The sequence below is a fragment of the Pseudomonas endophytica genome (assembly GCF_001411475.1).
GTDB lineage: Bacteria > Pseudomonadota > Gammaproteobacteria > Pseudomonadales > Pseudomonadaceae > Aquipseudomonas > Aquipseudomonas endophytica.
Window position 1 is genome coordinate 1 of the sequence record NZ_LLWH01000238.1, and the last position, 16,229, is coordinate 16,229.

A 16,229-nucleotide genomic window follows, 5' to 3' on the forward strand; every position below is an offset into this window, starting at 1 on the left:
CTCACTTGCGCAGACGGCAGCTCTGGCCACCGCTCAGCACTGCGCGCAGGCGCCCTAGGTTTCACAACCTGCTGCCTGACGCCATAGGCCAACGATGGGCGCGCTGGAGCCGACGCAGAGGGTGGAAACAACACCATGACCAGATTAAGCAGTAGATCGACCAATCCGAGTTCGCGAGTGATCGGATCTTCACTGTTGAGTGCCGGAATGTCCTTGATGGCTGCCAGCATCATGACGGATAACCCTACAGTGAGCATCGTGGGAACACTCAAAAAAGGCAGCAACACGAGGTTGAAAATCAGATTGGTTCGTTCACGCAACACCTCCCAGCGACTCTCGGTGTTGGATACAGAGTCACTTTCGGCCTGACTCACCAGCGCACTGGCATTACTGTTATACAGAAACTGCAATAACTTGCCGTTATGCAAATATTGCAACAACTCGTCGCTGTTACCATCGACGGACAGCGTGGCAGGCAGTGGCACTTCTATAGGCGCGAACTCGCTACCCAGCCCAAAACGCACGAAATGGGGTTCCTGAAAACCGCCGTTGTCGTATATCGGGCGGGCGGCATTGTTCAACCAGACTAGGACACTAATTTGCAGCTCTCCCGGCCGGGCAATAGCCTCCAGAAGTGCGGCACGGGTGGGAAACTCATGCAGCGATTGATGGTAGAACGGCCGGTATAGCAGGTGCGGGCCGACACTCATATCATCTTGTTCAATGATGAACATATTGTTGACCACATCCGGGGCTGCGCCAGACTTGCGTACCATTGCCAGATGCCGAATGACCACCGGTGCACCATCGACCTGACGGTCGACAGTATTGTTCTGCATCAAGGCTGCTACGTAGCGTGCACCACGTGGAGTAAGGCCGTTTTCTTTCTTGAGACTGAGTTCCAGCGCCTGCAAGGGCAAATACGCACTGATTTGGTCAGCGAACAGTTGCTCACGCATGAGCACATCACTCGTGGCGCCCAACAATAAACTCTGGAGCCTCTCTGGATATACCTTGCCGATGTTCGCCCGTTCAATCAGGCCACTGCTACTTGTGATGTAAGAGGGCGTCAGCCAAACAGGCAATGCCATTGCGTGTACATGCTTCAGGCTCAACACCCCCTGCGGCCGCCCCACCAGATTTTTCAGAGCAAGATCGGTCAGGCTCATGACCACCTTTTCGGTGACGGGGATCGCATTGGGGAAGCCAGCTGCGGAAAAGAATGTCAACTCTATATGATCAGGGTTAAACGCTTCGACAGAGTCATGACGGGATGAGTCAGGCTCCAGACGCTTCTGGTCAAGCTGCATTTGCCGCGTCAAGACATCGGCAGCGAATGAGCGAATATCTGCAATACCGCTAAGGAAGGTTCGGCCCTGGCTGCTTTTCTTGGCACGAGCCAGGGCCAAGCTGTACTGGCGGTACTGGGCCTGGTCGGCAGCAGATGCCTGCCTCAACCAATCAGGCAATTGAGCTTTGAGTGTTCCGACCCCGGGGGCATCCTTTGCTGACACTTTGAGCATGTACTGCGCAGGATCACTGAGGCCAAGACACACTGTTTGCAACGCCTCAACTCCAACGCGCGAAGGCAATTTCAGTGCTCCGAGGCTCTCCAGTTGCCTACCCAGTATGATCGCGGATTGAACGTCAAAAACATTGCCTTCAAGCTCGTAACGCTTGATACGGACTTCATCAGCCAAATAGGCTGACCTCATGCGCTGCCCACCGTATTCGATGAGCGCGTCGACGGTGGGAAAAGGTTTGATGGTGCCATTGGGTTGACATAAAAGAACCAGGCTGGGGCGTACCAGCGCGATGGATGAAGACAGCCGGGCACTTCTGAGTTGCGCACCAATGAGGGTGTATTCCAGGCAATAAACATGTGTGCAGTTTTCACCGTATTGGATTATTCGCCCTTCTCGATCAGGACATAAAATCACTTGGTTCACGGTTTCACGAGCCAAGTCACTCAGACCTTCTTGACGGATCAAAGCGATGCTCAGAGCATCCTTGAGCACATCGCTGAACCAGCGCCAACGGCTGACACCCGTATCTGCCTGGCCGGACCAATATTCAGCCAGAGCATCTTGAAAGCCGATGGGCACCGTCCAGGTCAAGTCCCTTACTAGGGTCTCAATAACCTTCATATCAAGCAGATCAGGCTCCAGCCAATTGGGCGCGTCATCGCATAGATAATAGGACTGACCATTGATCATCTCGACATTCAATGCATTGTCGTTGGCCAGATAATCCATAACCCGTGCCACGAATGGCTGCAATCCCCAGCCACCGCCCGCCACGGGCACGGCCAGCCGGGTACGCGACAAGTCAATTTTTAGGGTGGGGTAAGTTTGGGATAAAGCCGCAGCAAGCAGTTGCCGGGTGACACCTTCCAAGGTCGGACGACTGGCAAACTGTGCCCTGACAGCATTTACCGTTGAAGCGGATGTAAGAGCCGGAATGAGAGTTGACATACAAAATCCTCGTTAAATGGTGATCAATCGTGTAACCGATCACGCATTTACGCCCGGACGCTGCGAGGCAAGGTATTAGATGGATATATCCGTCATGGCACGGCTGAGACAGCATTGGTAGCGATGCAACGGCACGCACAAAAAAACCGTGCTTGTTTGCACAAAGCACGGTTTTTTGTACTACATCAACGAATCAACGCTCTAGCAGAATCCGCAGCATGCGGCGCAACGGCTCAGCCGCACCCCACAACAACTGGTCGCCCACGGTGAATGCACCTAGGAACTGCGAACCCATGTTCAGTTTGCGCAAACGACCCACCGGGACATTCAGAGTGCCAGTCACCTTGGTAGGACTCAGCTCTTGCATGCTTATTTCACGCTGATTCGGCACCAGCTTGACCCAAGGGTTGTGCTGACTGATAAGCCCTTCGATGTCGGCAATCGGCACATCTTTGTTCAACTTGATGGTCAGCGCCTGGCTGTGACAACGCATCGCACCGATACGTACGCAGATGCCATCCACAGGAACCGGGCTTTTGAAACGGCCCAGAATCTTGTTGGTTTCGGCTTGGGCTTTCCATTCTTCGCGGCTTTGACCGTTTGGCAGTTCTTTGTCGATCCACGGGATCAAACTGCCCGCCAATGGCACACCGAAGTTTTCGGTCGGATAGGCGTCACTGCGCATGGCTTCGGCCACACGACGATCAATGTCGAGGATCGCACTGGCCGGATCTGCCAGTTGCTCAGCCACCGCAGCGTGGGTGGCGCCCATTTGCTTGATCAGCTCACGCATGTTTTGCGCACCGGCCCCGGAAGCCGCCTGATACGTCATGGCGCTCATCCACTCAACCAGACCGGCCTCAAACAAACCGCCCAAGCCCATCAGCATCAGGCTGACAGTGCAATTACCACCGATGTAGTTCTTGGTGCCCGCGTCCAGCTGCTGGTCGATGACCTTGCGGTTGACCGGGTCTAGAACAATAACCGCGTCATCCTGCATGCGCAGACTGGACGCAGCATCAATCCAGTAACCCTGCCAACCCGCATCACGCAGCTTTGGAAACACCTCATTGGTGTAGTCACCGCCTTGGCAGGTCAGAATCACATCGAGGGTTTTTAACTCTTCAATGCTGTAAGCATCCTTAAGCGGGGCAATTTCTTTGCCCACGGACGGACCCTGCCCACCAACATTGGAGGTAGTGAAAAACACCGGCTCAATAAGATCAAAATCCTGCTCTTCCAGCATCCGCTGCATGAGCACGGAACCAACCATACCGCGCCAACCGACAAGACCTACACGTTTCATCGCAACTACACCTTTAACAAAAAGTGGGGTCGTTACTTCCACCAACAGGAAGTAACGGGCCCGAGAGATTACAGATTCTGTAGCGCCGCGACTACTGCATCGCCCATTTCCTGTGTACCGACCTTGGTGCAACCAGTCGACCAGATGTCACCTGTACGCAGCCCTTGATCCAGAACCAGGCTCACAGCCTGTTCGATAGCGTCTGCGGCAGCCTGCTGATTGAAGCTGTAACGCAGCATCATCGAGACCGACAAAATAGTGGCCAATGGGTTAGCAACCCCTTTACCAGCGATGTCGGGTGCCGAACCGTGGCATGGCTCGTACATGCCTTTGTTGTTGGCATCCAGCGAGGCCGACGGCAACATGCCGATCGAGCCTGTGAGCATCGACGCCTCGTCAGACAAGATGTCGCCGAACATGTTATCGGTCACGATCACGTCAAACTGTTTAGGTGCACGCACCAGCTGCATCGCCGCGTTATCCACGTACATGTGGCTCAGTTCAACGTCTGGGTAGTCCTTGGCCACTTGCTCAACCACTTCACGCCACAGCTGGCTGGATGCCAACACGTTGGCCTTGTCGACCGAGCAGAGTTTTTTGCCACGGACACGGGCCATGTCAAAACCCACACGGGCAATACGGCGAATTTCACTTTCGCTATACGGCAGCGTGTCATACGCCTGACGTTCGCCGTTTTCTAACTCACGGGTGCCACGCGGCGCGCCGAAGTAAATACCGCCGGTTAACTCGCGAACGATCAGGATATCTAGGCCAGCAACGATTTCAGGCTTGAGGCTCGACGCATCGGCCAGCTGCGGGTACAAAATCGCCGGGCGCAAGTTACCGAACAGACCCAGCTGCGAACGGATTTTAAGCAAACCGCGCTCTGGGCGAATGTCACGGTCGATGGCATCCCACTTCGGGCCACCCACAGCGCCCAACAAAACAGCGTCTGCGCCACGAGCACGCTCCAGAGTCTCGTCCGCCAACGGCACGCCATGCTTGTCGATGGCTGCGCCGCCGATCACGTCATGGGTCAGCTCAAAGTCGAGCGCAAACTTGGTATTAGCCAGCTCAAGCACTTTAACCGCTTGCGCCATGATTTCTGGGCCAATGCCGTCGCCTGGGAGAATCAGAATCTGCTTGCTCATGTGTTCCTCTGTCTTGTCGGTTAATGCGCCTCGCGGGCGCACCCTGAAAATGTTGACCGTTAAACCCGGTAGGAGCTGCCGCAGGCTGCGATCTTTTGATCTTTAAAAAAGATCGCAGCCAACGGATTTAGTGCTTACGCGTCGCGAAACAACCAAGGTTGGCTGGCGCGGTGTTTGCTTTCAAAGGCCGCAATCGCGTCGCTGTCCTGCAAGGTCAAACCGATATCATCCAGCCCATTAAGCAGGCAGTGCTTGCGAAAGGCGTCGATCTCAAACTTCAACACTTTGCCGTCGGGACGGGTCACAGTCTGCGCTTGCAAGTCGATATTGAGTTGATAACCCGGATCGGCTTCGACCTGAGCGAACAATTCGTCCACTTCGGCATCGCTCAAAATAATCGGCAACAAACCGTTCTTGAAGCTGTTGTTAAAGAAGATATCGGCATAGCTCGGCGCGATGATGCTACGAAACCCGTACTCTTCCAATGCCCACGGCGCGTGTTCACGGCTCGAACCACAACCGAAGTTCTCGCGGGCCAGCAACACGCTGGCGCCTTGATAACGCTCGGCGTTGAGCACAAAGTCGTTGTTCAATGGGCGTTTGGAGTTGTCCTGATAAGGCTGGCCAACGTCCAAGTAGCGCCACTCGTCAAACAGGTTGGGGCCAAAGCCCGTACGTTTGATCGACTTCAAAAACTGCTTAGGAATGATCTGATCGGTGTCGACGTTGGCGCGATCCAAAGGTGCGACAAGCCCTGTGTGCTGGGTAAAAGCTTTCATGCGGGGCTCCTTAAATCAATTCACGGACGTCGACGAAACGACCATTTACCGCGGCGGCGGCGGCCATGGCCGGGCTCACCAAGTGGGTACGACCACCGGCACCCTGACGCCCTTCAAAGTTACGGTTTGAGGTTGAGGCACAATGCTCGCCCGACTCCAAACGGTCTGGGTTCATCGCCAGACACATCGAGCAACCTGGCTCGCGCCACTCAAATCCTGCTTCTAAAAAGATCTTGTCCAAGCCCTCGGACTCAGCCTGAGCTTTAACCAAGCCTGAGCCCGGCACCACAATCGCTTGCTTAATGGTCGACGCCACTTTGCGGCCTTTAGCAATCACTGCCGCAGCGCGCAAATCTTCGATCCGCGAGTTGGTACAAGAACCAATGAACACACGGTCCAATTGAATATCGGTGATCGCCTGGTTGGCGCTCAAACCCATGTACTTCAACGCACGCTCAATCGAGCCACGCTTGACCAAGTCGGCTTCCTGCGCCGGGTCCGGCACGTTCTGATCCACGGCCAAGACCATTTCTGGCGAAGTGCCCCAGCTGACTTGCGGCTTGATCTGCGCAGCGTCGAGTTTAACCACCGTGTCAAACTGCGCATCGGAGTCTGAAACCAAATCTTTCCACGCTTCTACCGCTAAGTCCCATTCGGCGCCTTGGGGGGCGAACGGACGACCTTTAACATAGGCCACGGTTTTTTCGTCGGCCGCGACCAGACCCACACGGGCACCGGCTTCAATCGACATGTTGCAAATGGTCATACGGCCTTCAACCGACAAGTCGCGAATTGCGCTACCGGCAAACTCAATGGCGTGGCCATTACCGCCTGCGGTGCCGATTTTGCCAATCACGGCCAAAACGATGTCTTTGGCGGTTACGCCGAACGGCAATTGCCCCTCAACCGACACCAGCATGTTTTTCATTTTTTTGGCGACCAAGCACTGCGTAGCGAGTACGTGTTCAACCTCAGAGGTGCCGATACCGTGAGCCAAAGCACCAAATGCGCCGTGGGTCGAGGTGTGCGAGTCACCGCAGACCACGGTCATGCCCGGCAATGTCGCGCCCTGCTCAGGGCCAATCACGTGCACGATCCCTTGGCGGACGTCGTTCATTTTGAACTCGGTAATGCCGTACTCGTCGCAGTTGTCGTCCAGGGTTTGCACTTGCAAACGGGAGACTTGGTCGGCAATTGCTTCAATCCCACCTTTGCGCTCTGGCGTGGTCGGTACGTTGTGATCCGGGGTCGCGATGTTGGCATCAATACGCCAAGGCTTACGCCCTGCCAGGCGCAGACCTTCAAAGGCTTGCGGCGAGGTCACTTCGTGAATGATGTGACGGTCGATGTAGATCAGCGCAGAACCATCGTCGCGCTGTTTGACCAAATGCGAATCCCAGAGCTTGTCGTAGAGCGTTTTGCCGGCCATCAGACGGTTTCCTCATCAGCTTCTTTCTATGCCAATAACCACTTGGCTTGTGAGGTCGATGCTATGGCGTTACAGTAAATAACTCAAATTCATATTTTTTATGCTTTGGATAACCAAAAGGAATTCGAATAGATGGATCTCGCGAATCTCAACGCTTTCATCGCGATTGCAGAAACCGGAAGTTTCTCCGGCGCCGCCGAACGGTTGTTTTTAACCCAACCAGCGATCAGCAAACGAATCGCCAGCATTGAGCAGCAACTGCAGCTACGGCTGTTTGATCGGTTGGGGCGCGAAGTCAGTTTGACCGAGGCGGGCCGGGCATTACTGCCACGCGCTTACCAGATCCTCAACGTGCTAGATGACACCCGACGAGCGCTCAATAACTTGAATGGCGAGGTAAGTGGGCGCCTAACCCTGGCCACCAGTCATCACATTGGCTTGCATCGCCTGCCGCCTTTACTACGTGAGTTCACGCGCACCTACCCCAAGGTCGCGCTAGATATTCAGTTCTTAGATTCAGAAGTTGCCTACGAAGAAATTCTGCATGGGCGTGCGGAATTAGCCGTCATCACTTTGGCCCCAGAACCTCATTCTCTGATTCGCGCAGTGCCCGTGTGGGACGACCCGCTGGATTTCGTGGTGGCTCCTGAGCACAGCCTTACCCGCCAGAACAGCGTCAGCTTGGCGGACATTGCGCATCACCCGGCGGTGTTTCCAGGCGGTAACACCTTCACACATCACATCGTTCAGCGCCTGTTTGAAGGTCAAGGCCTGACCCCCAACATTGCCATGAGCACCAACTACCTTGAGACAATCAAAATGATGGTGTCCATCGGTTTGGCATGGAGTGTATTGCCGCGCACCATGCTCGATGAGCAAGTGGCGTCGATTGCCCTGCCCGGCATACAACTGACACGTCAGCTAGGCTATATCGTACATACCGAAAGAACGTTATCGAACGCCGCGCACGCTTTCATGACGCTACTGGATGCCCACGTCGACACCCTGCACACTGAGCACTCCTGAAAATATCGGGTCAGGTATGGATCGGATTCAAGATTTTCAGCCAAAGGAATGCAGTTAATGGCAAACACCACCGACGCTGTGCAACCTGTTCCAGATGCGCCAGAAACCGACCGCTCAGCACTAGAAAATGATCCGTTGAGCGCGACCCAACTTTTAGCCGCCCTGAGTGCAGCGCAATTGGGCGCATGGTGCTGGCACCTGGACAGTGGCGAGCTTCATTGGTCGAATGGTGTAAAGGCGCTATTTGGGCTTGATTGCGCTCAAGCCATGCCTAGCAACCTGTCGCAATTAAATACCCTACCCTTTGACGATTGGCCAAAAGCTCAGCGTGACTTTGAAGCAATTATCGAAGGCAAGTCGTTACACAACCCCATTCATTATCGGGTGCGCTGGCCTGACGGTAGCCTGCACTGGCTTGAAATCCATGGAAACCAGATCCCTGAGCAGAACCTCAACCCTCGCATCATGGGGGTGGTGCGCGACGTCACTCAACAGCGAAAGCGTCAGAAAGCTCTCAACAGTTCAGAGCAGCGTTTTTCGACCCTGTTTCAACTGTCTGCACATATGGTGCTACTGGTGCGTATTGAGGACGGGCTGATTAGCGAAGCCAATCATAGCTTTGAAACCCAGTTGGGCTGGTCAGTCAGCGAGGCCATTGGCCGCACCACACTTGAGTTGGGGATGTGGGCAGTCCCAGCGCAACGCCTGCAGTTCACCAATGCGGTTAACGAACACAACGCCCCGATCTACATGGAAGTGCAACTGCTGGACCGACACGGCCAAGGTCACGACGGCATTCTCAGTGCGCAAAAGGTCGAACTCGAAGGTGAGGCGTACCTGATCAGCACCTTTGTCGACAACCGTATCCGCAAAGAAGCCGAGCAAGCGCTTATCGACAGCCAGGAGCGACTGGATCTGGCACTCGACTCTGCGCAGTTGGGCACGTGGGACTGGCACATCCCCAGTGGTCGCCTTTATGGCTCAGCCCGGGCCGCACAACTGCACGGTTTGCCTGCCGAGCCTTTCAATGAATCATTCGATGCTTTTTTTGACGGCGTGCCGCAAGAAGAGCGCTTCAACATGCGCAACGCCTACCGCTCATTACGCGAAGGCCCAGCCGGCAATTACCAACTGACCTATCGCGTGCCACTGGCAAACGACACCTCGCGCTACCTTGAAAGCCGTGCCCGACTGTATCGCGACGCTGCTGGCAATCCGCTACGCATGGCCGGGACCTTGCTCGACATCACCGATCAAGTGGAGCGTGAACAACGCCTGAGCGCCTCTGAAGAAAAGTTCGCCAGTGTGTTCCTCACCAGCCCCGACCCCATTTGTGTGATGCAAGCTGACAGCGCGCATTTCATTGAAATCAATACCAGTTTCAACCAGACCTTTGGCTGGACGGTAACCGACCTACAAGAAAGCAGCGACTGTAATAGCGCTTTAACGGAGACCAGCGCGCTTAACTTGCGTCAGTTACAAAGCGTTATCCGCGCACCGGCGCAAAACAATACTGCGCTGACCTTGCATCACAAAAATGGCGATCCGCTGACCTGTGTGATGTCCAGCCGCCATATTGAGGTCGATGGCCAGCCTTGCATCGTCACGACCCTGCGCGACATCACCCAACAGCAGCGCGCCGAAGCGGCACTTAAAACCAGTGAAGAAAAATTCGCCAAGGCTTTCCACTCAAGCCCGGATGCAATCACCATTAGCGAGCTCGCCAGCGGCTGCTATTTAGAGGTCAATGACGGCTTCACCCGTCTGACCGGCTACAGCAGCGATGAAGTAATCGGCCGCAGCCCTTATGAACTAGGGATTTGGGGGGATATATCGAAGCGTCAAGAATTACTCGATGTATTGCGCGACAAAGGCCGTATCAGTAATCACGAAGTACTGGGGCGCTCGAAAAGCGGGAAGCTGCTCACGGTTGAAATTTCGATTGAGTTGATCACCCTCAACGACACGCCCTGCCTGCTGCTGACCGCTCGCGATATCAGCCAGCTGAAAGCCGCTCAGGCTCAAGTCAGGCACTTGGCTTACCACGATCCTTTGACCAACCTGCCGAACCGCGCCCTGCTGATGGATCGCTTAAGTCAGCAAACCTCGCTACTCAAACGGCATGACTTGCGCGGCGCACTGTTGTTTTTAGACTTGGACCACTTCAAGCACATCAACGATTCGCTTGGTCACCCCGTAGGCGACTCGGTACTGCGCATTATCACGGCGCGCCTAGAGGTCAGTGTGCGCAGCGAAGACACCGTGGCCAGGCTTGGCGGCGATGAGTTTGTGGTGTTACTGACCGGGCTCAAAGGTTCGCTGAAAAAGGTCACGGACTCGGTGTGCCATATCGCGGACACCATTCGCCAATTGTTAGCCGAACCGATGTTTCTCGATGGCCAGCGCCTGCAAGTCACCCCAAGCATTGGCATCGCGCTGATACCTGATCACGGCTCAAACCCTGCCGACTTGCTCAAGCGCGCCGATATTGCGCTGTACCGGGCTAAGGATGCCGGGCGCAACACCACGCAATTGTTTCACTTTGACATGCAGACAGCGGCCAGCCAACGCATGCGCATGGAAAGCGATTTGCGTCTGGCGCTGGCACGCAATGAGTTCAACCTGCACTTTCAGCCGCAAGTCGATGCCCGTAGCAACCGTATCATTGGCGCCGAGGCATTGCTGCGCTGGCGGCACCCAGAGCAAGGGGCTCAGTCGCCTAGCGAATTTATTAAGATCCTCGAAGACAGCGGCTTGATTCTGGAAGTGGGTACTTGGATTCTCGATGAAGCCTGCCGCTCTTTCAGCGAACTGCTCACTGAAGGTCTGCTCGACCCTAATGAATTCAGCCTATGCGTTAACATCAGCCCGCGGCAGTTTTTGCAAAGCGATTTCGTTGAACGAGTCCAACGCAGCCTGCTGAATCATCATCTGCCTTACTCAATGCTCAAGCTTGAGGTCACCGAAGGTATCGTGATTCAAAACATGGAAGACACCATCGACAAAATGCATCAGTTGATCGCTTTGGGTGTCAGCTTTGCTATGGATGATTTCGGCACGGGTTACTCGTCCCTGACCCACCTTAAACGCTTGCCGGTCGATACCTTAAAAATCGACCAGTCATTTGTACGCGATGCCATTCACGACCCCAACGATGCTGAAATCATTCGTGCAATCGCCGCTATGGCCCATAGCTTAGGACTGACCGTCGTGGCCGAAGGTGTTGAGCTTTTAGCGCAGTTGAAATTTTTGCAAACCTTGGACTGCCATTTGTACCAAGGTTATCTACACAGCCGGCCCGTGCCATTGGCACAGTTTCGTGAGCTATTACAGAAAACCGAGAAGCAACCGTAGAAGCTGCCGCAGGCTGCGATCTTTTGATCTTCAAAAGCAGAAGATCGCAGCCATCCTACCTCGGCAGCTCCTTCAGGTCGGCTTTGTGATTTTTTAAATGTCATATCCGCTGCTCCTGCTCGCGTAGGAGCTGGCGCAGGCTGCGATCTTTTGATCTTTAACATCAGCCAGCTTTGGCTTGGTGAATTTCAACCTCGGTGTTCATCACAAACGGACCATGCCCAACGATTGGCTTGTCGATCAACTCACCGCTCAGCATCAGCAATCTTTTTTTAGAACAATTAATCGCTCTTCTCCTGCGCAATCCTACCTATCGAATTTATTTCACCCACTTCCATCCGGTTTCTAAAACCTGCTGCGTCTAATAATTATTCCTATTAAAAAAATAGAATTTTCGCACGGAGCCTCGGCAAGACATGCAACGACCCAACCTGAGCCGCACCCTGTTGTCCAGCGCCTTTGCAGCATCGCTTATATTCGGCTCCTCTTTGATTCAGGCCGCTGCGGTGGCGGTGAATATTCCAGCACAATCACTGGCCAGCGCTCTGAACGAGTTTGGTAAACAAGCCAACCTGCAAGTCCTGTACAACCCGGATCAGGTGCAAGGGATCAAATCGCAGGCTGTGTCCGGCTCACTGGAGCCCATTAAAGCGTTAGAAGTGCTGTTGCAAGGCAGTGGAATTTCCTATCAGTTCAACGGCAACACCGTGATTATCAATCCGCACCAAGGCACAGGCTTGGAGCTGGGGGCTACGACAATTTCCGGTAAAGACCTGGGCAACTCGCTGATCACAGAAGACTCGGGCTCCTACACTACCGGCGCCACCGCCAGTTCGACCAAGCTGGCGCTGTCGGTTCGCGAAACGCCGCAGACCGTGACCGTGATCACCCGCCAGTTGATGAACGACCAAGCGGCTCAGAGCATTGGTGATGTCTTGCGTAATGCGCCGGGCATCTCGACTCAAGCTTACGACAGTGACCGCATGGAATATTCGGCTCGCGGTTACGCCATCACCAATTTTCAGTACGACGGGGTTAATACCCAGTACGACGGAGTATTCGATGAGGGCGCGACCAAGGTCGATATGGCGTTGTATGACCGCGTCGATATTGTGAAAGGTGCGACGGGCCTGTTGTCCAGCTCGGGGGACCCGTCTGCGACCGTCAATCTGATTCGTAAAAAACCGACCCGGGACTTCAAGGCGTCGGTCAGCGGCAGCGTTGGTTCATGGGATGACTATCGCACTGAGGCCGACATCTCCGGCCCATTGACTGAGGATGGCAGCGTACGGGGACGCGTAGTGGGCGTCTATCAAGAAGCAGACTCGTACCGAGATCATTACTCAAAGAAAAATGATGTGTTCTACGGCATCATCGAGGCCGATCTTACGCCCGATACGCTGTTTACCTTTGGCATGGACTACCAAAAAATCAAGCCACGCGGCTCGTCTTGGACCGGTAACCCCTACTACTTCTCTGACTACAGCAAGACCGACTTCAGCCGCTCATTCAACCCGGCCACCGATTGGAGCCGTCGCGATGTCGTCGCAAAAACTACCTTCGCCTCGCTCGAACACCGTTTGGCCAACGACTGGAAAGTCAAAGGCAGCTTGACCCAACAAACCAACGATCACGATACCCAGCTGGGTTCGGCCAGTGGTGGAACGCCCGATCCAGTGACCGGCGAAGGGATGTTCTTCTACTGGGGCAAGTGGGAAGGTCATCGTGTCCAGAACACTGCTGACATTAATGCGACTGGCCCCTTCACGCTGTTTGGACGCGAGCATGAACTGGTCGTAGGGGCAACATCGCAGTCTTCACGCCAAACCGGTGCAACCTTTGACGGGAGCCAATTCGGTGAGGTGCCAGGCAGCATCTTTGACTGGAACGGCCATTATCCAAAACCGGACTTCCCGAAAAACGGCAAGTACGAGCGCAACACTAATCAGAACAGTGCTTACATCGCGACACGTTTAAAGCCTACTGATGATCTGTCGGTCATCCTTGGCAGCCGGATTAGCGACTTCCAATACAACGACACCTACACCTATTACGTGCAATCCTCTACGTTCAGCGACAACAAAACCACCTCCAAACAGCACGGCAGAGTCACACCGTATGCAGGCGTGGTGTATGACCTGAACGACACTTACTCGACCTATGCCAGCTATGCCTCGATTTACAAACCGGTAACCGAGAGGAGCCAGTCCAACACCACGCTGCCGCCAACTGAAGGCAACAGTTACGAGATGGGTCTCAAAGGCGAATACTTTGACGGCCGCTTGAATGCGAGCGTGGCGGTGTTTCGCACAGAACAGAAGAAACTGCCGATCTATGCGGGGACTGATGCGCAAACCGGCCGGGACTTCTACCAGTCCGTTGACGGCGCCAAGACCAAAGGTATTGAGTTCGAACTGGCCGGTGAGCTGAAGCCCGATTGGAACGTCATGGCTGGCTACACCTACGCGCAAACCAAAACCGATGACGGCGAGCGCTTATATGGTTACCCGCTAGAAACCACTAAACCTGAAAACGTAGCTCGGGTGTTCACCACGTATCGCCTGCCGGGGGCATTGAATAAAGTCACGGTGGGGGGTGGCGTGAACTGGCAGAGCCCGTTCTACGGTCGGATCTGGAACGACCCCAAGGGCGACTACGACATCATCGAACAGAACAGCTACGCGCTGGTTAATCTGATGACCCGCTACGAGTACAATGAACACCTGACGTTCAACCTCAACGCCAACAACGTGTTCGATAAAAAGTATCTGTCGGGTCTAGGTAACTTCGGCACCGTTTACTACGGTGAGCCGCGTAGCCTGTCGCTGACCACAAAATACACCTTCTAAACCTCGACCCGCAGGCTGCGATCTTTAGATCGTTTAAAGATCGCAGCCTGCGGCGTTAACAGCGTCCCTGTGTTTTTTGTGCAATGCCCTTACACTGTGCGCTCCCTTGCTCACTGGCGCGATCATGGACCTCGACCTGGCCCGAACCTTCCTCGAAATCGTTCGCTGCGGCAGCCTAGCGGCGGCGGCAGACAAACTCTGTATCACCCAAACGGCGGTGACAGCACGGGTGCAAAAGCTCGAGAGTTTGCTCGACACCAAGCTATTTGTGCGCAACCGCGCCGGTGCCAAGCTGACCTCCGATGGCGAGGCTTTTGTAGTGTATGCCAACCAGTTGATGCAAACCTGGGAGGCCGCGCGCCGTGACGTACCACGCCCCGTGGGCCTGCACAAAATGCTCCACATCGGCGGTGAAGTCAGCCTCTGCAACCCGCTGATTTTGAGCTGGGCCAAGCGCTTGCGCGAACACCTCACCCAACACGCTTTGCGGATTCAAATCCGTGATTGCGAGTTTTTATTGCGCCAAATAGAAATGGGCCTTTTAGATGCCGCGCTGGTTTTTCAGCCCGCGTACTGGCCGGGGATACAGGTTGAACAGCTACTGGAAGAAAAGCTGATTCAAATTCGCCGTCCCGCCCTGCCCGAACCTTATGTGTACGTGGATTGGGGCGAAGACTTCCGCCGCCAGCATGACGCCGCACTGCCTGACAAAGCTCGGGCGCCGATCAGTTTTAACTTGGGGCCGGTGGCCTTGCATTTCATTTTGGAAAACGGTGGCAGCGGCTACTTCCGCACCCGCGTGGTCAAGAGTTACCTAGACAGCGGCGCCCTAGAACGTGTCCCCAAAGCGCCCGAATTCAGTTATCCGACCTACTTGGTGTACTCACGCGAGCGCGACAGCCCAGCCTTGCAACACGCCATCGAACTGTTACGCGATTTGGTCAAAGAAGATGGCGATTGGTCCCAACGCTGGGTCCCAGAGATATAGCGTCTGCGCCTTAGGGCATGCGGGCAGTGTGTGGCGGATGAAAGCTTTCAGCTTTGGCGCCAATCCCTTAATCTGCGAGCGCTCAATAATAAGAACCTCACAGGTGGCACATGACTCACCCCACGCGTATCCACGAAAGCTGGCTGACCTCTGCCTCACATTTAAAGTGGCTCCACGACCAAGGGCAAACGCTGGTGGATTTCGCCAAGGCAGCGCGTGTGCCCATGGGTTTTGCCTGCCTCGACCGATGGGGTAAACGCCCAGACGATGCGCTTGCCGACACGGTGACCACCGCGCGCATGGTTCATAGCTTCTCCCTCGCACATATTCAAGGCCTGCCAGGCTGTACGCCGTTGATTGACCATGGCCTGCAGGCTTTGGCAGGCCCGTTGCGCGATGCCGCACACGGCGGCTGGTTCGCGAGCCCCGACGCCCAAGAGGGCAATCGGCGTAAAGACGCCTATCTGCATGCATTTGTTGCCTTGGCCGCGAGTTCGGCCGTGGTGGCCGGACGTTTAGGCAGCGCTGAGTTGCTGGCTGAAGCAGTGGGTGTGCTTGAGCGCCACTTCTGGAGCGAAGAAGAAGGCGCGTTGCTCGAAAGTTTTGCCGAGGACTGGAGTGACGGCGAGCCGTATCGCGGGGCTAACAGCAATATGCATGGCACCGAAACTTTTTTGGCGCTGGCCGATGTGCTTGATGAAGATCTGTGGCTCGATCGAGCATTGCGTATAGCCGAGCGGGTCATTCATCAGCATGCCGCTCAGTCAAATTACTTGCCCATTGAGCACTTCGATGACCAATGGCAACCACTGCCCGACTACAACCGTGATAACCCGACCGACCCTTTCAGACCTTTTGGCAAAACACCGGGCC

At 54.9% G+C, this 16,229-nt stretch carries 10 protein-coding genes and 1 pseudogene; 5 read left to right on the plus strand and 6 right to left on the minus strand.

What is annotated here, in order from left to right:
• The 5 genes from AQS70_RS22720 to leuC all read right to left on the minus strand — a co-directional run.
• Positions 1-2,474, minus strand: a 2,474-nt coding sequence (locus AQS70_RS22720) for a dermonecrotic toxin domain-containing protein (RefSeq protein WP_338152645.1), incomplete at its 3' end; no start/stop codon positions are given.
• 193 nt (positions 2,475-2,667) lie between these two features.
• Positions 2,668-3,780, minus strand: coding sequence for an aspartate-semialdehyde dehydrogenase (gene asd, locus AQS70_RS22725; RefSeq protein WP_055104987.1), 1,113 nt, complete (start codon positions 3,778-3,780; stop codon positions 2,668-2,670).
• A 68-nt stretch (positions 3,781-3,848) separates the two neighbouring features.
• Positions 3,849-4,931 carry a 3-isopropylmalate dehydrogenase gene (leuB, locus tag AQS70_RS22730; RefSeq protein ID WP_055104988.1) on the minus strand — a complete coding sequence of 361 codons (1,083 nt, stop codon included), beginning with the start codon at positions 4,929-4,931 and terminating at the stop codon, positions 3,849-3,851.
• A gap of 134 nt (positions 4,932-5,065) precedes the next feature.
• Positions 5,066-5,710, minus strand: coding sequence for a 3-isopropylmalate dehydratase small subunit (gene leuD / locus AQS70_RS22735; protein ID WP_055104989.1), 645 nt, complete (start codon positions 5,708-5,710; stop codon positions 5,066-5,068).
• Between the two features lie 10 nt (positions 5,711-5,720).
• Positions 5,721-7,139 (minus strand): 3-isopropylmalate dehydratase large subunit, encoded by a 1,419-nt coding sequence (leuC, locus tag AQS70_RS22740; RefSeq protein WP_055104990.1) that lies wholly within the window; start codon positions 7,137-7,139, stop codon positions 5,721-5,723.
• A 132-nt stretch (positions 7,140-7,271) separates the two neighbouring features.
• Here leuC and AQS70_RS22745 point away from each other — a divergent pair, with 132 nt between their 5' ends.
• Both AQS70_RS22745 and AQS70_RS22750 read left to right on the plus strand, forming a co-directional pair.
• Complete coding sequence (locus tag AQS70_RS22745; RefSeq protein ID WP_055104991.1) at positions 7,272-8,165, plus strand: LysR family transcriptional regulator; 894 nt, start codon at positions 7,272-7,274, stop codon at positions 8,163-8,165.
• Positions 8,166-8,222: 57 nt separating this feature from the next.
• Positions 8,223-11,519 (plus strand): bifunctional diguanylate cyclase/phosphodiesterase, encoded by a 3,297-nt coding sequence (locus AQS70_RS22750; protein WP_082428183.1) that lies wholly within the window; start codon positions 8,223-8,225, stop codon positions 11,517-11,519.
• Positions 11,520-11,682: 163 nt separating this feature from the next.
• On the opposite strand, the pseudogene AQS70_RS23515 reads toward AQS70_RS22750, so the two are convergent.
• Positions 11,683-11,787 (minus strand): annotated as a pseudogene (locus AQS70_RS23515) (pirin-like C-terminal cupin domain-containing protein); the annotation flags it as partial.
• A gap of 148 nt (positions 11,788-11,935) precedes the next feature.
• Between AQS70_RS23515 and AQS70_RS22755 the strand changes: the two are divergent.
• The 3 genes from AQS70_RS22755 to AQS70_RS22765 form a co-directional block, all read left to right on the plus strand.
• Positions 11,936-14,368, plus strand: coding sequence for a TonB-dependent siderophore receptor (locus tag AQS70_RS22755; RefSeq protein WP_055104992.1), 2,433 nt, complete (start codon positions 11,936-11,938; stop codon positions 14,366-14,368).
• 124 nt (positions 14,369-14,492) lie between these two features.
• Positions 14,493-15,356, plus strand: a complete 864-nt coding sequence (locus tag AQS70_RS22760) for a LysR family transcriptional regulator (protein WP_055104993.1) — start codon at positions 14,493-14,495, stop codon at positions 15,354-15,356.
• 110 nt (positions 15,357-15,466) lie between these two features.
• On the plus strand, positions 15,467-16,229 hold a 763-nt coding region (locus AQS70_RS22765), incomplete at its 3' end, for an AGE family epimerase/isomerase (RefSeq protein ID WP_187331839.1).